The 21,492-nt window shown below is 62.8% G+C and carries 19 protein-coding genes; 7 read left to right on the top strand and 12 right to left on the bottom strand.

Annotated features, from left to right (window positions below; all coding sequences use genetic code 11):
• The first annotated feature begins 86 nt into the window (after positions 1 to 86).
• Entirely contained in the window at positions 87 to 539 is a 453-nt protein-coding gene (locus AC1DUY_RS13415) for an acyl-CoA thioesterase (protein WP_441230256.1), read from the top strand.
• A gap of 19 nt (positions 540 to 558) precedes the next feature.
• Here AC1DUY_RS13415 and AC1DUY_RS13410 read toward each other — a convergent pair whose 3' ends face one another.
• Entirely contained in the window at positions 559 to 879 is a 321-nt protein-coding gene (locus AC1DUY_RS13410) for a 2Fe-2S iron-sulfur cluster-binding protein (RefSeq protein WP_089265206.1), read from the bottom strand.
• A 166-nt stretch (positions 880 to 1,045) separates the two neighbouring features.
• Positions 1,046 to 1,516 (bottom strand): Hpt domain-containing protein, encoded by a 471-nt coding sequence (locus AC1DUY_RS13405; RefSeq protein ID WP_439059363.1) that lies wholly within the window; start codon positions 1,514 to 1,516, stop codon positions 1,046 to 1,048.
• A gap of 303 nt (positions 1,517 to 1,819) precedes the next feature.
• Here AC1DUY_RS13405 and AC1DUY_RS13400 point away from each other — a divergent pair, with 303 nt between their 5' ends.
• Positions 1,820 to 7,234: an apolipoprotein A-IV repeat region-like domain-containing protein gene (locus AC1DUY_RS13400; protein WP_478114837.1), complete on the top strand. Its 5,415-nt coding sequence runs from the start codon at positions 1,820 to 1,822 to the stop codon at positions 7,232 to 7,234.
• 108 nt (positions 7,235 to 7,342) lie between these two features.
• On the opposite strand, the gene AC1DUY_RS13395 is transcribed toward AC1DUY_RS13400, so the two are convergent.
• From AC1DUY_RS13395 to AC1DUY_RS13375, 5 genes are read right to left on the bottom strand one after another with little or no spacing between them, the layout of a single operon-like run.
• Positions 7,343 to 7,747, bottom strand: coding sequence for a GFA family protein (locus AC1DUY_RS13395; RefSeq protein ID WP_093756638.1), 405 nt, complete (start codon positions 7,745 to 7,747; stop codon positions 7,343 to 7,345).
• 53 nt (positions 7,748 to 7,800) lie between these two features.
• The gene (locus tag AC1DUY_RS13390) at positions 7,801 to 8,676 is read right to left on the bottom strand and encodes an aldose 1-epimerase family protein (protein WP_478114835.1); all 876 of its coding nucleotides are present in this window, start codon (positions 8,674 to 8,676) and stop codon (positions 7,801 to 7,803) included.
• A gap of 31 nt (positions 8,677 to 8,707) precedes the next feature.
• The gene (locus AC1DUY_RS13385; RefSeq protein ID WP_120291412.1) at positions 8,708 to 9,637 is read right to left on the bottom strand and encodes an MlaD family protein; all 930 of its coding nucleotides are present in this window, start codon (positions 9,635 to 9,637) and stop codon (positions 8,708 to 8,710) included.
• A gap of 19 nt (positions 9,638 to 9,656) precedes the next feature.
• Positions 9,657 to 10,451, bottom strand: a complete 795-nt coding sequence (locus AC1DUY_RS13380; RefSeq protein WP_175366653.1) for an ABC transporter ATP-binding protein — start codon at positions 10,449 to 10,451, stop codon at positions 9,657 to 9,659.
• A gap of 23 nt (positions 10,452 to 10,474) precedes the next feature.
• Positions 10,475 to 11,605: an ABC transporter permease gene (locus AC1DUY_RS13375; protein ID WP_089265213.1), complete on the bottom strand. Its 1,131-nt coding sequence runs from the start codon at positions 11,603 to 11,605 to the stop codon at positions 10,475 to 10,477.
• 253 nt (positions 11,606 to 11,858) lie between these two features.
• Here AC1DUY_RS13375 and dgcA point away from each other — a divergent pair, with 253 nt between their 5' ends.
• The gene (dgcA, locus tag AC1DUY_RS13370; protein WP_478115274.1) at positions 11,859 to 12,830 is read left to right on the top strand and encodes an N-acetyl-D-Glu racemase DgcA; all 972 of its coding nucleotides are present in this window, start codon (positions 11,859 to 11,861) and stop codon (positions 12,828 to 12,830) included.
• Here the strand turns inward: dgcA and AC1DUY_RS13365 are convergent.
• Entirely contained in the window at positions 12,800 to 14,017 is a 1,218-nt protein-coding gene (locus tag AC1DUY_RS13365; RefSeq protein ID WP_478114832.1) for an MFS transporter, read from the bottom strand. The genes dgcA and AC1DUY_RS13365 overlap by 31 nt on opposite strands.
• A gap of 76 nt (positions 14,018 to 14,093) precedes the next feature.
• On the opposite strand from AC1DUY_RS13365, the gene AC1DUY_RS13360 reads away from it, so the two are divergent.
• Positions 14,094 to 15,347, top strand: coding sequence for a hypothetical protein (locus tag AC1DUY_RS13360; protein WP_478114830.1), 1,254 nt, complete (start codon positions 14,094 to 14,096; stop codon positions 15,345 to 15,347).
• A 10-nt stretch (positions 15,348 to 15,357) separates the two neighbouring features.
• Here the strand turns inward: AC1DUY_RS13360 and AC1DUY_RS13355 are convergent, their stop codons facing one another.
• Genes AC1DUY_RS13355 through AC1DUY_RS13340 form a run of 4 tightly spaced genes read right to left on the bottom strand, consistent with a single transcriptional unit; the run spans position 15,358 to position 18,975 of the window.
• A complete protein-coding gene (locus AC1DUY_RS13355) occupies positions 15,358 to 16,344 on the bottom strand; it encodes a threonine ammonia-lyase (protein ID WP_478114828.1) in 987 nt (328 codons plus the stop codon).
• Between the two features lie 53 nt (positions 16,345 to 16,397).
• Positions 16,398 to 17,447, bottom strand: coding sequence for a glycosyltransferase family 4 protein (locus tag AC1DUY_RS13350; RefSeq protein ID WP_478114826.1), 1,050 nt, complete (start codon positions 17,445 to 17,447; stop codon positions 16,398 to 16,400).
• 14 nt (positions 17,448 to 17,461) lie between these two features.
• A complete protein-coding gene (locus AC1DUY_RS13345) occupies positions 17,462 to 18,259 on the bottom strand; it encodes a UDP-2,3-diacylglucosamine diphosphatase (protein ID WP_374725715.1) in 798 nt (265 codons plus the stop codon).
• A 56-nt stretch (positions 18,260 to 18,315) separates the two neighbouring features.
• Entirely contained in the window at positions 18,316 to 18,975 is a 660-nt protein-coding gene (locus AC1DUY_RS13340; RefSeq protein ID WP_093756645.1) for a class I SAM-dependent methyltransferase, read from the bottom strand.
• 391 nt (positions 18,976 to 19,366) lie between these two features.
• Between AC1DUY_RS13340 and AC1DUY_RS13335 the strand changes: the two genes are divergently transcribed.
• The 3 genes from AC1DUY_RS13335 (at position 19,367) to AC1DUY_RS13325 (ending at position 21,489) form a co-directional block, all read left to right on the top strand.
• Positions 19,367 to 19,591 carry a DUF1127 domain-containing protein gene (locus AC1DUY_RS13335; protein WP_478114824.1) on the top strand — a complete coding sequence of 75 codons (225 nt, stop codon included), beginning with the start codon at positions 19,367 to 19,369 and terminating at the stop codon, positions 19,589 to 19,591.
• Between the two features lie 344 nt (positions 19,592 to 19,935).
• A complete protein-coding gene (locus AC1DUY_RS13330; RefSeq protein WP_478114822.1) occupies positions 19,936 to 20,886 on the top strand; it encodes a hypothetical protein in 951 nt (316 codons plus the stop codon).
• Between the two features lie 135 nt (positions 20,887 to 21,021).
• Positions 21,022 to 21,489: an MAPEG family protein gene (locus tag AC1DUY_RS13325; RefSeq protein ID WP_478114820.1), complete on the top strand. Its 468-nt coding sequence runs from the start codon at positions 21,022 to 21,024 to the stop codon at positions 21,487 to 21,489.
• The last annotated feature ends 3 nt before the right edge of the window (positions 21,490 to 21,492 follow it).

Here is a 21,492-nt window from a genome sequence, read left to right as displayed (position 1 = left end):
ATCAGCATGTGTCCCGCCCTTGCCTAGGCTGTGCAACTGCGCTGTAACAGGCGCAAACCTGCCAAGCATTGCTGGAGATCAATTTCGTGAACGCCCCAGCCCGCGCCCCGGCGCCCATCCTCGACGACTATCCCTATCGCCTGTCGGACAATGTGCGCTTTGCGGATCTCGATCCGAACAACCACGTCAACAACGCGGTCTATTCGAGCTATTTCGAAACCAGCCGCGTGTTGCTGATGCGGGACCCGGCATGCGGGCTGATCGCGCCGGGGCAAAGCTGGGTGCTGGCGCGGCTCGATATTCACTTTCGCGCCGAATTGCACTGGCCCGGCAAGATCGAACTCGGGCTCGGTGTTACCAAGATCGGCCGGACCTCGGTGACCTATTCGCAGGTGGTGTTTTCGGAAGGCAAGTGCATGGCCTCGGCGATCGCAACGACCGTGATGGTCGGCCTCACCAGCCGCCAGCCGACGCCGATCCCGCCCGACGTCGTCGACCGGTTTCAGCCATGGATGCTGCGCGGCTTGAACGCGCAGTAAATAACAAGTCTGGGTAAGCTCAGGCCTGGCGTTCCGGCGTGATCACGACAAGCCCATCGAGCGCATCGGTGATCTTGATCTGGCACGACAGCCGGGAGTTCGGCTTGATGTCGTAACCGAAGTCCAGCATGTCCTCTTCCATCGGCGTCGGCGCACCGACGCGTTCCTGCCAGGCTTCGTCGACATAGACGTGGCAGGTGGCACAGGCGCAGGCGCCGCCACATTCGGCTTCGATACCCGGGATGGCATTGCGAATGGCCGCCTCCATCACCGTGGAGCCGATCTCGGCGTCAATGCTGCGGGTCTCACCGGAGTGATCGACAAAGTTTATCTTGGCCATGATGCTCGCGCTGCCGAAAGGAAGATACCGGCTGTCCTATAACGGGTCGATCCGGATCGCGCCAGCGCTCCGCAGCAAAACCGTCATCTAGAAAAGCAGGGCCAAGCATGCCCCCTTTGGGGGATCAAAAACGATCCCTTTGGGATCAAAGCTGATCCCTTGGGGATCAGGACCGTTTCAGAAGGACGTCGATCTCCGCCCGCGCCTCGAGAACGGCGTCGGTGAGCGTCATCAGGGCCTCAGCGGTATCGCTGCTGTCGCGCAGCGTAGTTTCCAGCCATTCGGCGGCTTCCGTGATGCGGAACGCGCCGACCGCCTGCGCGGAGCCCTTCAGCTTGTGCGTGAGTTCAGCCGCATCCGTCGGCATTTTGACGATCTTCTCGATCAATTCGCTCGACTGCGCCGCGAACATCGCCAGAACTTCACGTTCCAGGCTGCTATCGCCCATAGTCATACGTTGAAGGTGGGGGAAATCGATCGGTCCGTCATCGGGAACCAGCGGCGGTGACGGCATCCATTGAACCCGTTCGAGGTGAAGCGGCATTGATGATGGCCCAAATTCCCGCCAACCGAACGATCCGGCTGCGATTTTTTGCAGCCAAACACGGAATTGGTTAACGGAACGTTCTAGGTACAATCCGCTGGGTTGACGCAGTTTTGACGCAAACTCGCCACGATTGAGGGGCCATTCCGTTTATTTGAGGCGCTACAAGAAGTTACCGGGGGAAGCCGTTAACTATCATTAAGAATGTCTTAACCAGAACCATTTCATTCGCGCGACCAAGCCAATAGGATGTTTGCGGAAGTAGCGGACAAGCCGAGCGACCGGCAGTCCGAAATTCGTCCCGCGGGGTGCACATGGCCAGTCGCCATGCTGCAGGCGGGAACGAATCGTGGGGACTTCTGTGTCAGTTGCGTAATCAGGGGGCGTGGAACGAGCATGGCAAACAACACCAAAAAGGCCAAGGATCCGACCGAAGTCGCGCTCTCTGCCATCCAGGAAGCACTCAATATCAGCGACCCCGCGCATGTCGATCGCGATCAACCCGCGATCCGTGCCGACAACGCCCCCACCAATCCATCTTCCCCCGTCGACCTCGACGACAACGCCTTCGACGCACGCATCGCCAATGATCGCCCGAGCTTCGAGCCGCAGGACGATCAGCGCTTTGCGCGCCGTCCCGCGAACGATGACCGCGAAACCATCGGCCAGATCCTGCAGGCGCTGCAGAAGAACCGCCCCGCTCGCAACGTCTATACACTCGCCACCCTGTTCGCCGGCTTGTGGATCGTCGGCGCAGGCCTGTTGACCGTTGCGTTCCTGCCGTCGCTGCAGGCCCTGATCGGTCAGGGTTCCGGCGGCACGCTGGCGCTGGCTGGCCTTGCTGCGCTGCTGTTCGCCCCGATTTTGCTGTTTTACTTCCTCGCCAGTCTTGCCTGGCGCGGCCAGGAAATGCGCCTGATCGCCCAGTCGATGGCACAGGTTGCGATCCGCTTCTCCGAGCCCGAAAGCACGGCCAGCGACTCGATGGTCACGGTCGGCCAGGCGATCCGCCGCGAAGTCGCCGCGATGGGCGACGGCGTCGAGCGCGCGATTGCACGTGCCGGCGAACTCGAAACCCTCGTCGCCAACGAAGTTTCCGCGCTCGAGCGCGCTTACTCTGACAACGAAGTCCGTATCCGCGCGCTGCTACAGGACATCGCGCATCAGCGCGACAACCTGGTCGGTCAGGCCGAGCAGGTTCGCTCCGCCATTTCGGGCGTGCAGATCGATCTTCGCCACGACATCGCGCTGATTTCGGACGCCATCGCATCGCGCGTCGACGAAGTCGCCAAGAGCATCACCGGCGCCCTCGAAGAGCGCGGCGAACACATTACCCGCGCCCTCGGCAATGCCGGCGACAACATGATCCTCGCGCTCGGCGAGCGTGGCGGCGACCTGCTCGACCGCCTCGAAGAGGCCAGCGCCGAGACCACCCGCGCGGTGCTCGACGCCAGCGAGCGTCTGACCACCAGCCTCAACTTCAAGACCGGCCACGTACACGACGAGTTCGTCGATCTCGCCGACCGCGTCCACGAAATGCTCAACGAGCGTATCGACCGCATCACCACCGAGTTCGAACAGCGTTCGTCCACGATTGTCGATCGCGTGTCGGACCGCACCGAGCAGGTCCACGACTCGCTGAAGAATTCCAGCGATAGCCTGCTGCTCGAACTCGAGCTGCGTAGCGGCGACCTCGTCAGCAAGATCGACGATGCCGGCAACCGCCTGGCCAACCAGATCCTCACGTCAGGTGACAAGGCGGGCGAGTCCCTCGACGCCACCGTCAACGCACTGGTCGCCAAGGTCGCGAGCCAGACCGAAACCGCGCACGACACCCTCAGCTTGCAGATGAACGCCTTCGACGAACTGGTGAAGGAACAGGGCAGCGAGCTGGCCGAGCGCTTCTCGCGCGACAGCGGCACGCTGGGCGCACTGATCACCAAGCACATCTCGGAATTCGACCGCACCGTGAAGACCTTCGGCGGCGAAGTCGTCGATCGCCTGGGTCAGCGCACGCAGGACATCTCGGAAACGCTGAAGACCTATGTCGATAATTTCGACACCCGCGTTGCGTCCAATGTAGGCGGCATCACGTCGTCGCTCGACACCCGCCTCGCAGAATTCGAGACCAAATTCGAAGGCCGCGTCGTCAATCTCGATGCGTCGCTCGACACCAGGATCAAATCGTTCGACGAGACCGTCGATGGACGTCTCAAGAGCCTTGAAGAAACGTTCGACGCTCGGGCGCAGTCGGTCACCGCGACCATCGATACGCGTCTTGAAAACCTCGCATCGACGCTCTCGGAAGGTGCCAACCAGGCCGTCCAGTCGGTCGATTCGCGCCTGACGCATCTGACCACCGCCCTGACCGAAGGCGCGAACCTCGCAGTCAGCTCGGTCGACGACCGCCTGACCCACCTGACCACCGCGCTCACGGAAGGCGCCGTGCAGGCGATCCACTCGATCGACGACCGCCTTTCCTACTTTACGAGCTCGCTCACCGAAGGCACGACGCAGGCGATAACGGCCATCGACAGCCGCATCAACAACGTCACCGATGCCATCGACAGCCGCAGCACGCAGTTCGCGGATACCATCACTGCGCGCTTCCAGACGATCCACGAAGGCATGGAAGGTCGTATCGGCATCGTCGCCGGCGGGATCGAAACCCGCGTCGAACAGTTCGAGGAACTGCTCGGCTCGCGCATTGAAGCCGTTGCCGGCCGCATCGAAACCTCCGGCCGCACGGCCAGCGACTCGCTCATGGCCCGCGCCGAAGAACTCTCGATCGGCATCAAGACCAATGTCGAGGACGCCGAGCGTTCGCTCACGCATCTCATGGTCAATACGAGCGAGACCATTCAGGCTGGCGCCCGCGCCGCGCAGGAATCCCTCGTGTCGGTCTCGACCGATGTCGGCGCGCAGCTGAAGCTGACGGCGTCCGATATCGAGAGCTCGCTGACCGCCGTCGGCACCACTGCCGCCACGGCTATCGTCAACAGCGCCCGCGATGCGCAGGCCACGCTGGTCAATGCGTCTTCGGAAGCCTCGCTGCAGGTGAAGTCACTGTCGGCCGATGTCGAACGCACCCTCACCGCGGCCGGCTCCGCCACGGCGGCCTCGATGCTCTCAGGTGCCCGCGACGCCCAGTCGACCCTGGTCGCCACCTCTTCGGAAGTCGCCAGCCAGATCCAGTCGCTCTCGGCTGATATCGAACGCACGCTCACTGCCGCCGGCACGGCGACGGCCGACTCGGTGCTGTCCGGCGCCCGCGCCGCGCAGAGCACACTGGTCGCCGCATCGACCGACGCCTCGCAGCAGGTCCGCACCCTTGCGGCCGATGTCGAGCGAACCCTGATCGCCGCCGGCACCGCCAGCGCGGACTCGATCCTGGCCAGCACGCGCAATGTCCAGTCCTCGCTGATCGACGCCTCGACCGAAGCGTCGAACCATGTCCGCAACCTCGCGGCCGACATGGAGCGCAGCCTGACTACCGCCGGCACCGCAACTGCTGAGTCGATCGTCGCCGGCGCCCGCGAAGCCCAGAGCACGCTGGTCACAGCGTCTTCCGAGGCATCAAGCCATGTGAAGTCGCTCTCCATCGACGTGCAGCGCACACTCACCGCGGTCGGCGCCGATACGGCGGCTGCGATCCTGTCGAGTGCCCGAGAAGTGCAGACCTCGCTGGCAACCTCCTCGGCGGATGCCGCGAACCAGATCAAGGTGATCTCCGCCGACATCGAGCGTTCGCTCTCGAACGTCACTGCCAACACCACCGACAACATCCAGACCAGTGCGCAGAATGCGCACAACTCGTTGGTCGCCGCCTCGAACGAGATCACCACCAAGATCAAGACCACCTCGTCGGAGATCGAGCGGTCGGTGTTCGCCGCTTCGGGCAGCTTCGGCACCACGATGACCGGCAAGACCGACGAAATCGTCACCTATGTGCAGCAGCAGACCGACCGTCTGTCGCAGATGGTCGACGCCAAGCGCGGTTCGCTGGTCGATGCGCTGGGCGCCAAGGCCAATCAGCTCACGGTCGATATCGATCGCGTCACCGCCGACGCGCTCAAGGCGATCGAGAGCCGCGGCCAGACCTTCTCGCAGACCATGGTCACCAACAGCACGGACGTGGCTCGCGCCATCACCACGGCTGGCGAACTCGCCACCGGTGCGGTCAACAAGTCGCTGAAGGATCTCGAGCAGAGCTCGCGCACCGCCATCGAGCAGTCGCGTCAGGTCTCGATCACTGCGGTCACGGAGATGCAGGAAACCAGCAAGATCCTGCGCACCGATACCGTCGCGCTGTTCGAACGCCTGCGTGAAGGCAACATCCTGCTGCAGGAAGTCCTCACCGGCGCCCACGACAATCTCAACTCGCTGGAGCGCGCTCTGGTCACCCGCGTGGCGGACTTCGTGTCCACCATGAACGACGTGACGTCGCGCAACGGCCTGGCTACCCAGACGCTGGAAGAACAGCTCACCGTGTTCACCTCCAAGACCTCCAAGGCCCTGGAAGATCTCGGCTCACTCTCGGGCCAGTTCGAAACCCATGGCCATGCCCTCGTGGATGCCGCGGCTCTGGTCGAACAGAGCAACCGCACCACGATGTCGTCGGTCGGCGAACGCAAGGCGGCGCTGGAATCGCTGGTCACCACCATCGATCTGCGCACCACCGATCTCGATCAGCGCCTCACCCGCTTCACCGGCCTGCTCGATGAATCGCTGGCAGCCGCTGAAGAGCGTGCCCGCGACATCGCCCGCGTCGTCGCAGAGACCGCCGGTCAGGGCTCGGCAGCGATCAGCCGGCAGTTCGAAGCCGTTCGCACCGCCGCGGAAGAAGAACGCCGCGCGACAACGCAAGCCATGAGCGAAATCTACCAGCAGGGCACGCAGGAAGCCGATGCCATGTTCAAGCAGTCGGCCGACAAGTTCTCGTCGATGGTCGCCAGCATGAAGCAGATGGCTGCCGAAATGCACAACGAGCTCGAGAGCACCCGCACCGAACTGCGCCGTGGCGTTCTCGACATGCCGCAGGAAGCCGCCGAGAGCACTGCGCAGATGCGCAAGGTGATCGTCGACCAGATCGAGGCGCTCGCCGAGCTCAACCGCATCGTCGCCCGCCACGGCCGCGGCCTCGACGTGGTCTCGACCAGCCGCACCACCAGCGTGCAGCGTGACGAGGAGCCGGCGATGGCGATCGCCAGCAGCCGTAGTGAAGCGCGCCACGAGGCTACGCGTCCGGCCCCGCGCCGCGAGGAGCCGCCTGCCCGTAGCGCAACGAACTTGCCGATGCCCGATATCGGTGGTCCTGCGCCGCGTCGCACCGAAGCGCCGTCGGTCGCTCCGGCCAACTCCGACCAGGGCCGTGACGGCTGGCTGTCGGATCTGCTCGGCCGCGCCGATCACGTCGAGGAAGATCGCACGCCGCCGCGCCGCGCACCGGCTCCGCAGCAGCCTGCAGCCTCGGCCAATCCGCTGGAGTCGCTGTCGCTCGACATCGGCCGCTTGATGGATCGGACGCTCGCCGCTGAAATGTGGGATCGCTATCAGCGCGGCGAGAGCAAGGCCTTCAGCAAGCGGCTCTATACGCCCGCCGGCCAGAAGGCTTTCGATGAAGTCGCCCGCAAGTATCGGTCGGACCGCAACTTCAAGGGTACGGTGGATCGCTACATCACCGAGTTCGAACGCCTGCTCGACGAAGTCGCCCGCGATGAACGCGGCCCGGCAGCGCTGCGCAGCCATCTGACCTCGGAAACCGGTCTGGTCTACACCCTGCTCGCGCATGCAGCGGGTCGGCTGGGCTAAGCAAGATTAAATACGAACGCGAAAAGCGGAGGCAGCGATGCCTCCGCTTTTTTGTTGAGCCTGCTGTTGTGCCGGAGCGCTAGACGCGGGGCCAGGCCGGTGCCGTCATCACGCGGGATCCTTGTCGTGAATGTTGACGCCGAACGGCAAGGACACCCAGGCATGCCGCCGACAATGATAGACGGAGATCTCCGGAGGCGGAAAATCCGGATCAGCAAAGCAGCCGACCGCCACAGCTACGGAACGCGCTTCATATCCTTCTTCGGTGTGGAAGAGATTGGTGCCACAGACGGGACAGAACCGGAATCGGAAGCGCGCGCCCTGATCCCCCGTGCGGACATACTCGGTCGCGATGCCGCTCACATTGTAACTTGGCCCGAAGCCCGCGAGCGCGGCAAAGACGCTGCCGGTCCGGCGCTGGCAGGCGAAACAGTGGCATATACCGACGCCCCTCGGCTCGCCTTCGAGCACGATGGACAGCTGACCGCACGAACAGGACGCAGTTCTCGACATGACGGACCTCCTCGATGCAGCGGTCTGCTGGATCACGGGCCGCGACAGTTACCTTATGCGAACCCTATGCGTTGGGTGAAGCTGCGCGTCTCGCCCACCGCGATATGCATTACGCCCGGCTTGTCGGCGAACTCGCCGTCAAAATCCACCGGGCTGGCATAGCCGTACCACGGCTCGATGCAGAGGAATGCAGCCCCGGATGGTTTCGACCAGATGCCAAGTTCGCGAAAGCCTTCCCAGGCGAAGGTGATCGTCGGTCCGCCAGGCGCGCTATAACTCAGCGACCTGCTGGCGAGATGATCGAAGATCATCGCATCCTTGAGGAACAGCGATTCCGACAGCGCCAGTGCGCCGCCCTGCACCGGCGATGGTTCTGGCTCCCTCAGCAACAGTCCACCCTCGAGCCGTCTGATCGGCGCCGGCTCGGCATCCGAGAAGATGATCGTATGCGCGCGCTTGTCGGCGCCATCCGTCAGCGGCCAGTGAAACGCGGGATGCGCACCGATCGAGGCCGGCAGCATCTCGTCGCCAGTGTTGGTCACGGCATAACCGATCACCAGTTCATCGCCTTCGATCACATAGGTGACGTCAAGCCGGAACGCGAACGGATATTTCGCGCGGCTGGCGTCATTGTCCATCAGCGACAGCGCGCAGGATGCAGGTCCCTGCCCGGTCCAGCTGAAGCGCTGGTCGCGCGCAAAACCGTGTTGGGTCATTGCATAGACCTGGCCGCGATGGCGCAGCACATCGTCCTTTAGCTTGCCGACAATCGGAAACAGCAGCGGCGCGTGGCGAGGCCATTCCTCGCCGGCCTGCCAGAGCACCTCATGCCCATGCGCATCCTTCAATGAGCAGAGTTCGGCACCAGCGGCCTTGATCGTCGCCGTGACGCGGCCATTGCTGATGGTGAAGCTATCTTGGGTCTCCATCAGCGCTCTCCCTGTATATTCAGACTGGTGTCTATTGAGCCTGCTGACGACGACGCGGCGGAGCGACAGATGCCGGCGGCGCGGCCGGAGCAGGTGCAGCCGCGGGTGTGCCGCTGCTGGCGCCAAACAACAGGCGCGTCGGGTTGCGGTCAAGATTGTTCACCGCACGGCTGATATCGGCGAGGGTACGGCGGCCATCGAGCATCAATGCGCCGGAACGCTTGTCGAGGTTCTCGGTCAGCTCATGGAACGACTTCACGGCCGCAGTCAGCTCACCGCCGTCCTTGCCCCCCGCGAGCGCATCAAGGCCGAGCAGGATATTGTCGGTTCGCGCAACAACGCTGTCGGCCTTGCCCATGACACCATCGGCTTTGCCCATCACGCTGTCGATCTTCAGCATGATGCCGTCGATTACTTCCGAATTTTTCGCCAGCGTCGCCGTGAAGGTTTCGACATTCTTCATGGCGCCCTTGAGAGTATCCTGATTGTCGGCGACCAGACGATTGACGTTGTTCAGCGTTGCCCGGATCGATTCAGAGATATCCCGCAACAGCTCCGGATCGGCCGTCAGGACCGGCACGCCGTCGGTGTCCAGCGGGACCGCGGGCGCAGCTTCATCGCCGCCCTTCAGCGCGATCGCCGCTACACCCGTGAGCCCCTGAAATTCCAGACCGACCTGCGTGTCCTTGCGAATGGGCGCGATGTTCTCGACCATCGCCAGCGCAACGACGCGCTTGGGATTGTCGAGCTTCACAGAGACGACCTCGCCGACCCTGATACCATTGAAGTTGACATTGCCGCCGTTGCGCAGGCCCGACGCCGCGCCTTCGAAAATGATGCGCAGCGGCGTGCGCTGCGTGGTCGAATGCAGATTCTGGAACCACAACACGAAGCCGAACGCTGCGGCGATCACCGCCAGCGTGAAAATTCCGATCAGGACGAAGTTCGCCCGCGTTTCCATCAAACCAACTCCAGTACAACTAGCCGATAACAGCGCGTGCGCGCTTGCCGTGGAAATATTCCCGAAGCCAGGGATGCTGCGAGGCCAGCATGTCGGCCATCGTTCCCTGCGCGATGATCTTGCCATTACCGAGAACGGCGATCCGGTCGCAGGCTGTATGCAGGCTGTCGAGATCATGAGTTACCATGAAAACGGTCAGCCCCAAAGTTCGCTGCAGCGTGCGCACCAATTCGTCGAAATCGCCAGCGCCGATCGGATCGAGACCCGATGTTGGCTCGTCCAGGAACACGATCTCCGGATCGAGCGCGAGCGCCCGCGCCAGCGCCACGCGCTTGATCATGCCGCCCGAGAGTTCCGACGGATAGCGATCGGCGACCTCCGGCTTGAGACCAACCATGGTAAGCTTGGCCATGGTGATCTCGTCGAGCAGACGTTCCGAGACCTTGAGATATTCGCGCACCGGAAACTGGATGTTCTGTCGCACGTTGAGCGACGAGAACAGCGCCCCGTGTTGAAACAGGATACCCCAACGCCGCTCGACTTCGCGGCGTTCCTTGTCGCCGCTGTCGAGATCGGTGCCGAACACTTCGATCGTGCCGGAGACCTTTGGGACGAGGCCAATGATCGTGCGCATCAGCACGGACTTGCCGGCGCCGGACGCGCCGACGAAACCGAGGATTTCGCCGCGCGCCACGTTCAGGTTGAGGCCGTCGAGCACCCGACGGCTGCCGAATGCCACGGTAAGATCGCGCACGCTGATGATCGCATCGGCAGAGGTGGAGGCGGCAGCCGTCGGCGTCTCAGTAATGGGCATCGCAGTCGTCGAGGTCATGGCCGTCAGATCCCGATCGTTGCGAAGAAGATCGCGAATACGCCATCCATCACGATCACAAAGAAGATCCCCTTCACCACTGACGAGGTGGTGTGCTGCCCCAGCGACTCCGCGCTGCCCTGCACGGCAAGGCCTTCGACGCAGGCCACGATGCCGATCACCATGGCCATCACAGGCGCTTTCACCATGCCGACGATGAAGTGGTTGATCGAAATCGCCTCGCGCAGCCGCGACAGGAATGACGATGGATCGACGCCCCCATAGAGCCAGGCGACCAGACCGCCGCCATAGAGCGCAGCCATAGCGCCGAGAAATGCGAGAATAGGCAGCGCCAGTACCAGCGCCACCATGCGTGGCAAGATCAGAACTTCGATGGCATCGAAGCCCATGGTGCGAAGCGCATCGATCTCCTCGCGCATCTTCATGGAACCAAGCTCGGCGGTATAGGCGCTGCCAGAACGACCGGCGACCATGATCGCCACCAGCAGCACGCCAAGCTCGCGCAGCACCAGCACGCCGAGCATGTCGACCACGAAGACGTCGGCACCGAAGCGGCGAAAATGGAACAGACCCTGCTGGGCAACGATACAGCCGATCAGGAAGGTAATCAGGACCACGATCGGTACTGCGTTCCAGCACACCTGCTCCAGGTGATGCACCACCGAGGTGAGCCGGAATTTCGACGGATGCCGCCAGACGCGGAACCAGGCCGCGATCACGGCACCAATCATATCGACCAGCGCGACGAGGGTTTCCCCGATGCCATAGATATTGCGGCCGATGCCATCGAGCACGGCAGTCAGAGCGCTACCGCTTGCCGGTAACGGGACCGCAGGCTTCACGCGGCGGACCTCGTCGACCAGGGTCGCGTAATTCGCCGACAGGCCCGCGATCTGCGCCTCGTGGCCGCCATTGGTCAGCGCCCGACGCAACCGCTCGATCAGCCAGGCGCCGAATGTATCCAGCTTGGAGACCTGCGACACGTCGATGAAGATGTTGGGGCGGCTACCGGTCAGCTTCTCGGCCTCACCGACAAGTTTTTCGAGCGCGGGGGCAAAACGCGCCGTCCACGACCCAGCCGCGCACAGCGCCAAGCCGTCGCCTTTCGCGATCTGTTCCAAGGTCGGGCCGCTCAAAACAGGCTCCCGCGGGCGTTCAGTCTGTGCATGAACAAAGTATTAACACGCCCAAATACGTTTCTGAGAAGCCAAGTGAAGCCAACACGTTGCTATGGTTAATATAGCCTTAATCCGCCCTGTCAGACACCGGCATTGCGTCGCAAACAAGTTCACGGCGATCACGTAAACTTATAGACACGTCATTACCCGCCGTTGCCGGCACAGCCCGAAAGACGCCGCATTGTCCGCATCCGACGCTGCCCCCGCCCTAATGACCGCCCGGATCGAGCAATGGCCGATCGCTGGCGCCTTCACCATCAGCCGCGGCGCCAAGACCGAGGCCGTCGTCGTGGTAGCCGAAATCCACCGCGGCGGTTTGACCGGCCGTGGCGAGTGCGTCCCCTATGCGCGCTATGGCGAGACCCCGGAGGCCACGCTGGCCGCCATCCTGGCGATGCAGGACCGATTTGCCGCGGGCCTCGACCGAAACGCCTTGCAATCGGCCATGCCCGCCGGTGCCGCCCGCAACGCGGTGGATTGCGCTCTGCTAGACCTCGAAGCCAAGAGCCAGGGCCAGCGCGTCTGGGACATGCTGCAGCGGCCGGCACCGCGCGCCTGCACCACCGCCTATACGATCTCGCTTGGTACACCCGAGGCGATGGCCTCCGCCACCGCAAAGGCCGCCTACCGGCCGCTGCTGAAGATCAAGCTCGGCAGTGACGACGACATCAGCCGCATCAAGGCCGTGCGCCAGGCCGCACCGGAATCCGAGTTGATCGTCGATGCCAATGAGGCGTGGACGCCGGACAACCTGAAAGCCAATCTCGATGCCTGCCATAACGCCGGCGTCACGCTAATTGAGCAGCCGCTGCCGGCAGGCAAGGATGATGCGCTGATGCATGTGCATCGGCCGATCATGGTCTGCGCCGACGAGAGCGTGCATGGCCTCGCTTCGCTCGAGGCGCTGCGCGGGCGCTATGATGCGATCAATATTAAGCTCGACAAGGCCGGTGGCCTGACCGAAGCGCTGGCGATGGCCGATGCCGCGCGCGCCATGAATCTCGACATCATGGTCGGCTGCATGGTGGCGACGTCGCTCGCGATGGCGCCCGCGATGCTGATTGCGCAATATGCACGCTTCGTCGATCTTGATGGCCCGCTATTGCTCGCCGGAGATCGCGACGGCGGTCTGCGCTATGACGAAAGCACGGTCTATCCGCCCGACGCGGCGCTCTGGGGCTGATCGCCCGCAACGTCCGGCGGCTGCCCGGCGCGATGCCGGCCGAACCATATGACGGTCGCGCCGGCAAGGCCAAGCACGGCCATCACGTAGTAAACGCCCTCGCCGTAACGTGCATAGATCGCGCCTGACAGAACCGCCATGCTGCTCATCACAAGGCCTGTGCAGGCGGTGACATAACCCTGTGCCCGCGCCATGACGTGCGGCGGCACGTGATGCAGCAACAGGCCCATTGTGCCGAGTTGCGTCAGACCGTAGGTCGCGCCGTGCAGCAATTGCACAACCACGAGAATCGGGAGCGGAAGCGTTTGCGCGGTCAGCGTCCAGCGCAACAATGCGCCGAGGCCACCGAGGATGACCATGGTCGCAGGTGCCAATGTCAGGCGCGGCGACACCGCGAACAGGATGATTTCGGCGAGCACGCCGAGCGTCCATAGACCAGCGATGGTGAGGCCGTCGAGCCCAGCCGCCTGCCAGGTGATCGACGCAAAGGTGTAGTAGCCGGCATGGCTGCCCTGGATCAGTGCTGCGGAGATCGCGATCGCGAGGAAGCCGGGATCGCGCAGCAATGCGCTTGCCTTCGAGAGCACCGTGCCGTCGCCTGTCGGCGCGCCCAATGGCTGCAGACCAAGGCTGACGACAGCCGACAGCACCATCGCTGCAACAATCACCCAGATCAGATGCTCACCGTCGAGCCAGTTGACCACCAGACCGCAGGCAAGCGCACCAACCACGAAGGCGGCCGAGCCCCACAGCCGTAGCGGACCGTAACTGAAGCCGAAGCGCACCACACCTTTTAGCGCATAGCCATCGGTCAGCGCCGTGAGCGGCGTCCAGACCACTGCCGTCAGCGCGAACACCAGGAGCACGGCGAGCGGTTCGCGTAGCGTGCCTACTGTCGCAAAGCCGATCATGGTGAGAAAGGCACAGACAATCATCGTCTGGCGCAGGGCATGACGGCGCTCCGCAAAAGCAGTGATGAAAGGCAGCGTGGTGAAGCGCGTCATCGACGGCACCGCCAGGATGGCACCGATCCAGGTCGGGTCGATGCCGATCGCCTTCAGCCAGACCGGGAAGAACGGCAGATAGAAGCCGCTGGAGCCGAACACCGTGCCGTAGAACATCGCCAGCCGCTGCGCGAATTTGCGGCGGATTTGCGGGGCGCTATGGGTGGCAGATTCGGCTATCATGAGGTGAACTGCGATTCGCCACGGGATCGTGGAGATGGTTACATACCGCGCATCCCTGTGCGCGCCACGAGTTATCATGATGGCCGAAGAAGCATTTGCCCTGTCGCCGATCTCCGCCCGGCCCACCCTGCCGGGCGAGGCAGACTATGACGCGATCCGCGAAGCCTTCATGGAGACCGCGCGCGGCCGCTGGTTTCTTGCCGAATATGCCAAGCGCAACCGCACCGCCGATACCAGCCTGGTTCTCGAAGCCGTCACGCGCCTTGAAGCCAATCTCGCCGCCCAGAAGCAGGCGCCGGCGCTGAGCCTGATCGCCGCGCTCGGCGCGATCCGTTCTGCCGTCCGTCAGGCCAAGGCCAGCGCCATAGAGGCGATGCCGCGCGTCGACGCCGACGAGGTTTTGACCGGCGCCCGTAACGGCACCCGCATCATCCGCGAGATCGCCTGGACGCTGCGTGAATGCGGCGCCGACACCCGGATCTGCGATCTGCTCGACACGCAGGTCAAGGCTATCGAGGCCGGCCAGCAGGCTCTCAATGGCAATGGCCGTGAGGATGTGCTGGCGAGCTACGATCTGCTGATGCAGCGGGTCGAGCAGATGGTCGATGGCAGCGCGGCGACGGTTGCGCAGGCCGAACCGACTCCGGCTGCCGAAAAGGTCGAGCCCGTTGTCGCCGAAGCGCGCGAAGCATCCGTGACGCCGTTGTTCAAGTCGCAGGCGAGCGAAGTGCTGGCTGAGACGGTCACGATCTCAAGCGTCGAACCGCCGCGCGCCTCCGTACAGCCGCCCGTTGCAGAGACGGTGGTCGTAGAGACCGTCGCTGAAACGGCCGCGCCTGTCGCAGAAGCCACCGCGGAGCTTGCCGCCACGATGGCCGAGGTCTCCGCGGCTATCGCTGCGGACGATGTCCCGGAGGCGCCTGAAACGGCAGGGATTGCTGAGGACGAACATGACCTCGCCGTCCTCGATATGGTCGCCGCAGAGATGGGCGCGCTCGATCTGAGCGAGCCCGACGTTATTGAGCCTCAGCCTGCCGAGCCTCAATACCTTGAGCCTGAGGTGATGCAGGTTGAAGCTGTCGCTGTTCAGCCAGCCGAGCCCGAAGCCCTCAATCCCGATCTGATGACGCTAGCGCAGATCGCCGAGGTTGCACTGGCACCCGAGCCGCCGCAGCCGGATCTGGTGCCTTCGGTGGAAGCCGCCGCGCCGTCCCTTGGCGCAGCGCTGATTGCTGGCGGCGTGATCGCGGATCCGAACGCGCCGGCGTCGGACCCGCTGGCGCCGATCCGCAAGATGACGCAGGCCGAGAAGATCGCGTTCTTCTCGTAAGCGCTTCAGCTCAGGCGTTGATGATCCTGGCGTAGAGATCCGCATCGACATTGCCGCCGGACAAAACGATCACCACCGTCTTGCCGCGCGCGTCGAAACGCCCGTGCATCAGCGCAGCCAGCGCCACGGCGCCACCGGGCTCGACCACCAGCTTCAAGTCGCGGAACGCAAAGGCCATTGCCTTGCGGACTTCGTCGTCGGTGGCCGTGACGCCCCCCGACAGCAGATGCTGATTGACGGCGAAGGTGATTTCGCCGGGCGTCAGGGCCATCAGAGCGTCGCAGATCGTTCGCCCCGCATTGCTGTGGGCGACGCGCTTGCCGGCGCGCAATGAGAGGCCGTGATCGTCAAAGCCCGCGGGCTCTGCGACGATGATCGAGGTCTCGGGGAATCGCGCCTTCACGGCGGTCGCGATGCCGCCGATCAGGCCGCCACCGGACGCCTGCGCAGACACGATGTCCGGCACGATGCCCAAGGCGGCCATGTCTTCGGCGATCTCGCGGCCGACAGTGCCCTGCCCGGCCATCACGAACGGATCGTCATAGGGCGGCACGACCGTGGCGCCGCTCTTGCCGGCGATGTCGCGGGCGATGGCTTCGCGGTCTTCCTTGTCGCGATCATAGAGCACGACTTCGGCGCCATAACCCCTGGTGCGCTCGACTTTCGACACCGGCGCATCGGACGGCATCACGATGGTCGCCTTCATGCCGAGGATCTGCGCTGCAGCGGCTACGCCCTGCGCATGATTGCCGGACGAGAATGCGACGACGCCCCTGCCGCGCTCCCCCTCGGGGATCGAGGAAATCTTGTTGAAGGCGCCGCGAAACTTGAACGAGCCGGTCCGCTGCAGCACTTCCGGCTTCAGGAACACTTTCGCGCCGGTCAGCGCATCGAGCGCAGGCGACCGGAGCAACGGCGTACGCGCTGCATAAGGGGCGATGACGCGCGCGGCAGCATCGATATCGGCGGACGTAATCGGCAATGGGGTGTTTGTCATGCGCGCATTTTATCGCGCGGCACAACCGGCGGGCAAGCTATACAAAGAGCATGTCAGGCAGCGAAACGCGGATGCTTCGCTGCGGACGGTGCACGGGCGGCGATTTCGGCCCGCACATGGCTGATATTGTTGACGAAAGCGCGTGCCGACGCTTCCCAGGTGTGACCGGCAGCAAACTTGAGACAATCTTGCGGCGAGATTTCGAGCGCCTTGAGACAGGCCTGCCGCAAGTCATCCGACAACACACCGACCGGCGACCCGCCGATCACGTCCTTCGGACCCGTCACCGGGAAGGCTGCCACCGGCACGCCGCTCGCCAACGCCTCGAGCAGGACGAGACCATAGGTGTCGGTCTTGCTCGGAAACACGAAGACATCGGCTGAGGCGTAGGCAACGGCCAGAGCTTCTCCCTGCAACGCGCCCGTGAACACCGCCTCGGGATATTTCGCTTCGAGCGCGGCACGTGCCGGGCCGTCGCCAACCACGACCTTCGTACCCGGCAGGTCGAGATCGAGGAAGGCTTCGAGGTTCTTCTCGACGGCGACGCGGCCAACCGAGAGGAAAATCGGTTTCGGCTTGCCGAGATCGACCTGCCGCGGATGAAACAGATTGGCGTCGACGCCGCGCGGCCACAGCACGACATTGCGGAAGCCGCGGTCACGTAGCTCGGTCGCGAGCGCTGGCGTAGCCGCCATCACGGCAGAGCTGGCGCCATGGAAGCGGCGCAGGCCGGCCCAGACCCAGGATTCCGGTATCGGAAAACGCGCCGAGATATATTCGGGAAAGCGCGTGTGGAAACTGGTGGTGAAGGGAATGCTCCGGCGGCGGCAATAGGCACGCACCGAAAATCCGATCGGGCCTTCGGTGGCGATATGGATATTGTCGGGCTTCGCCTCGTCGATCAGTTGTGCAATCTTGCGGCGGCTCGGGATCGCAACGCGCAAATCAGCGTAGCTCGGCAGCCCGACCGTGCGAAACGATTCCGGCGTGAGAAAACTCACATCGACGCCAAAGCCCTTCGCCGCCTCCGCCATCATTGTCAGCGTGCGTACGACACCGTTGACTTGGGGATGCCAGGCGTCGGTAGCGACGAGAATGCGCATCAGGCCGCCATCCTTCACGCCGCCTTGGCCGGTGCAAGCGCCTGCACCGGCATGCCGCGGCGGACCGGATCGGTCCAGGTAATGATCTCGAAGCGGCCATCCTCGTGTTCGACCAGCGCGGTGCAGCTTTCGACCCAGTCGCCGCAATTCATGTAACGGATGCCGTGTTCGTCGCGGATCGTCGCGTAGTGGATGTGGCCGCAGATCACGCCATCAGCGCCATGACGCCGTGCCTCGCCGGCCAGCGTCTCTTCGAACGCGCCGATATAGTTGACGGCGTTCTTCACCTTCATCTTGGCCCATTTCGACAGCGACCAGTAAGGGAAGCCGAACAATTTACGCAGCGCATTGACCAGACGATTCATCTGGATCGCGAAGTCATAGGCCTTGTCGCCGAGATGGGCGAGCCAGCGCGCGTTCTGCACCACGAGGTCGAAAATGTCGCCATGGATGACGAGATATTTCTTGCCGTCCGCGCCTTCATGCGTCGCAGTCTCGACGACCTCGATACCGCCGAAATGCGTACCGTAATAGCTGCGCAGGAATTCGTCGTGATTGCCGGGAATGTAAACGACCTTGGCGCCCTTGCGCACCTTGCGCAGCATCTTCTGGACGAAGTCGTTATGGGACTGCGGCCAGTGCCAGCCGGATTTCAGCGCCCAGCCATCGACGATGTCGCCAACGAGATAGATGGTATCGGCATCATGGGTACGGAGGAAGTCCAGCAGCCGGTCAGCCTGCGATCCGCGGGCGCCAAGGTGGACGTCGGAGATAAACAAGGTGCGAAAGCGCTTTTCGTTGCCTTCACTCATCACGTCTCTTTCCATGTCGAGCAGCTAACTGATTTGCATGACACGGCGATGACGATTTACGCCGCCAGCGCCGCCGCGGTTCGCTCAAAAGTAACCAATGTGTAGATGCCGAACGGCGCCACCTTGCGGCGTTCGACGAGGATCGATTCAGCGTTCGCCTGCGACCACGCCTGCAGCCGCGCGAACGGGAATTCCGGGCGCAGACCGAGGGAACGGGTCTTCACGGCGGCCCAGCGCTCGACGGCAGCTGCCAGACCAGTCTCCGAATACAGATGATTGACGAGAATGATGCGGCCGCCCGGCTTCACCACTCGGTGGCATTCCGACAGCACCTGCTCGGGATTCTCGACCAGAGTAATAACGAACTGCGCCACAACACAGTCGAAGGTCGCGTCAGAAAATGTCATGGCATGGGCGTCCATCTCCCTGATGTCCTTGACCCATGGATAGCGGCCGGTTGCCATCTTGGCGCGCGCCTTGGCGAGCATGGGCGCGCTGAGATCGATACCGGTGATCTCGGTTGTCGCATCATAGTCATCGAATGACAGGCCGGTGCCGACGCCGACTTCAAGCACCTTGCCGCCCACAGCGCGCGCTGCTTCCGCAGCCGCACGGCGCCCCTTCAGCATCACGGGACCGCACACCGCATCATAGATCGGAGCCCAGCGTGCATAGGCCGTTTCAACAATGGACTTTTCGAGATCCAGCGTCGTCATCGAAGGTTCCGCCCAGCGTGTCCGAAAGAATCGGACAACCCATTTGCCGTTCGGCTGATATCAAGCCGGGATGACAGATCGACGACAGAGCGTCGCAGGAGAAGTGCCGCTGGATACGCCAGGGAGCCGCCAAAGGGACTACCGTAACTGATATGTACCCACAGAGCCGCTAGAGCGCCTGGATCGCGAATCCAGTGCTGACGCGCAGAATGTGCAAGACGAAGCCCTTCCTGAACGGGTTCGACACGCCTGGCGGCCTTTTCGCGACGCCTTAAGCGAAAATAACGCTGCTCTGACGCCCGACTGACGTCGGCGATGACGTCGACAGGCTTCAATGCTTGTCACGCAGCAATGTGCCGGGATATCCGGTCGCAAGAATCGGAGCACCACCATGCGCGCCTACGCCCAGTTTGTATCAGGCGACGATCATCTGCGTGTCGGTGCGATCTTGAGCCTGCCTGCCACGTGGCGGCAGCGAGCCCGCTTCAGGGCAGAGTTGCGCGCGGACATCAGAGACAGGCCCGATTTTCTCCACGATATCGGCATCGGCCTGTACGAAGCGCATGCCGAAGCGTCACGGTTTTTCTGGGAGCCCTGGCTACTGAAGCGCCGCTAGTCCAAAATCATAATCCGATTGCTGCGGCGGAACTGCGCTCGACCAAGAGCATAACATTCGTCTTTTCCAACAACGGTTGATCGGACGATGTAACGCTCATACTGCGCCCATCTTTCAACAACGCTTCTGTAGCGCCCAACTAACGCCGGCGACGACGTCGACAGGCTTCAACGGGTGTCACGCGAGTCCTGCCGCCGCACGTTCGGGTCGCAAGAGTTTTTGCCAGATAGTTACCGATTTCAGACCGCTGCAATTCCAATGATTGCGATCGCGATTGCTTCGCATTCCGCGGAGCACTTGAGAGGCCCCCCAGGGCAAATACGTAAACGAGGCAAGGGGCGCGCGTGCAGATTGTTGGCAAGCTATTATCCGCACTCGGCGGACAAGGGCCGGCGCTTTTGGTGATCTCGCTTTTTGCAGGGCTGTTGATCCAACCTCTCGCCCATTTCGGCTACGATCTTTTGCCGTTCTCAGCATTTCTCCTGACACTAGGCTCGTTTCTCACAGCCGGTCTCGCGCCATCCGAAGCCAGGATTCGTCTGCCCCTGATGGCCCTGGTGGTTGCCTGGGTTGGCCTGGCGCTTCCGCTGGCCGCTGCGGTTCTACTGTCCTTCCTTCCGCTTGATCCTGCGCTGCGGGCCGGTGTTCTGCTTTCGCTCCTGGCGCCGCCGGTCGGAAGCGCGGCCGCGATCGCTGGGATGCTTGGTCTGCGAACACGTCTCGCTTTACTCGTATCCATCGCACTCACCCTCCTCACGCCGATTTCAATTCCGTGTTTTGCCACAGTGCTCGGACTTGGAATTGAATTCGACATGGGCGCGCTGGCTATCCGATTGTTCAGCATCATCGGCGCTGCAGGCTTGGTTGCCTTTCTGGCAATACGGTTTCGCCGGAATCTGATGCCCGTTCTGCCCGACCAACACGCTGCCACCGGGGTCGCCGTTATCGGACTCATCATCGTCGGACTGGCAACCTCACAGGGCATACGGACCCACTGGATCAGCAATCCGCTACGTTTCGATGTCATGCTCGCCGCGGCGGTCGTCTCCAACTTTGGACTGTGCGTGCTCGCAACTTTGACATTCGCGAGAATGGGGTTACAGACCGCTGGAACGATAGGCCTCGTGAGCGGAAACCGTAATGTCACTCTCGTGTGGGCAGCGGCCAGCTTTGGTCTGCCATCTCTCGCGGAGGGTTATGTCGCTGCGTGCGTCATCCCTGTCCTCGCGCTCCCTCTCATCGTCAAGCTTTGCCTCAAACTACCTTCCTTCAGCCGTCTCCTCCCGCAAAACTGATGACCAAGAGGCGACAGCCCCCGATCAGCACTCGTACGGGGGGCCAAATCCCGCGTAAACAGACACAGACATTGTATTTCGCTGGGAAACGCGCTGGGCCATAGATACGATCTATGGCCTATGGGGGACGGCACATTGGACAAACTCACTCTGAACGATCCGCTATTCGCTACCTACGTCATTGCTGCGAGCCTGACGATCCTCAAGGCTGTGGCGATGTCGTGGCTGACTGTAGTCCGTATGGTCGACGTCAAAGGCGGCTACCGTTCACCCGAGGATATCAAGAAGACGCCGATGAACCCCGCGCCCGACCCGGCGCAACTCTTGCCCAACGAGCGCGTCGAGCGGATTCGCCGGATCCAAATGAACGACCTCGAGAGCCTGCCCTACTTCCTGGTCGCGGGTTTGCTCTACATTCTCACGCAACCGTCCCTGCTGCTCGCCCAATGGCTGCTATACGGTTACGTCGCCTCACGTCTGCTTCACTTCATCGCCTATCTCACCGGACAGATTCATGAGGTACGCGCGACCTTTTGGACTGTGGGCTCGCTCATCCTGATCTTCATGACCGTCCGGACGTTGATATCTGCAGTCGGCGCGTGAAGT

The sequence above is a fragment of the Tardiphaga sp. P4_G1 genome (assembly GCF_056401215.1).
This window is presented reverse-complemented; position numbering and strand designations above follow the sequence as displayed.

Coding starts and splice junctions, on each gene's coding strand:
- AC1DUY_RS13410 (WP_089265206.1), bottom strand. CDS start 879: ATGGCCAAGATAAACTTTGTCGATCACTCCGGTGAGACCCGCAGCATT.
- AC1DUY_RS13400 (WP_478114837.1), top strand. CDS start 1,820: ATGGCAAACAACACCAAAAAGGCCAAGGATCCGACCGAAGTCGCGCTC.
- AC1DUY_RS13395 (WP_093756638.1), bottom strand. CDS start 7,747: ATGTCGAGAACTGCGTCCTGTTCGTGCGGTCAGCTGTCCATCGTGCTC.
- AC1DUY_RS13390 (WP_478114835.1), bottom strand. CDS start 8,676: ATGGAGACCCAAGATAGCTTCACCATCAGCAATGGCCGCGTCACGGCG.
- AC1DUY_RS13385 (WP_120291412.1), bottom strand. CDS start 9,637: ATGGAAACGCGGGCGAACTTCGTCCTGATCGGAATTTTCACGCTGGCG.
- AC1DUY_RS13380 (WP_175366653.1), bottom strand. CDS start 10,451: ATGCCCATTACTGAGACGCCGACGGCTGCCGCCTCCACCTCTGCCGAT.
- dgcA (WP_478115274.1), top strand. CDS start 11,859: ATGACCGCCCGGATCGAGCAATGGCCGATCGCTGGCGCCTTCACCATC.
- AC1DUY_RS13365 (WP_478114832.1), bottom strand. CDS start 14,017: ATGATAGCCGAATCTGCCACCCATAGCGCCCCGCAAATCCGCCGCAAA.
- AC1DUY_RS13360 (WP_478114830.1), top strand. CDS start 14,094: ATGATGGCCGAAGAAGCATTTGCCCTGTCGCCGATCTCCGCCCGGCCC.
- AC1DUY_RS13355 (WP_478114828.1), bottom strand. CDS start 16,344: ATGACAAACACCCCATTGCCGATTACGTCCGCCGATATCGATGCTGCC.
- AC1DUY_RS13350 (WP_478114826.1), bottom strand. CDS start 17,447: ATGCGCATTCTCGTCGCTACCGACGCCTGGCATCCCCAAGTCAACGGT.
- AC1DUY_RS13345 (WP_374725715.1), bottom strand. CDS start 18,259: ATGAGTGAAGGCAACGAAAAGCGCTTTCGCACCTTGTTTATCTCCGAC.
- AC1DUY_RS13340 (WP_093756645.1), bottom strand. CDS start 18,975: ATGACGACGCTGGATCTCGAAAAGTCCATTGTTGAAACGGCCTATGCA.
- AC1DUY_RS13335 (WP_478114824.1), top strand. CDS start 19,367: ATGCGCGCCTACGCCCAGTTTGTATCAGGCGACGATCATCTGCGTGTC.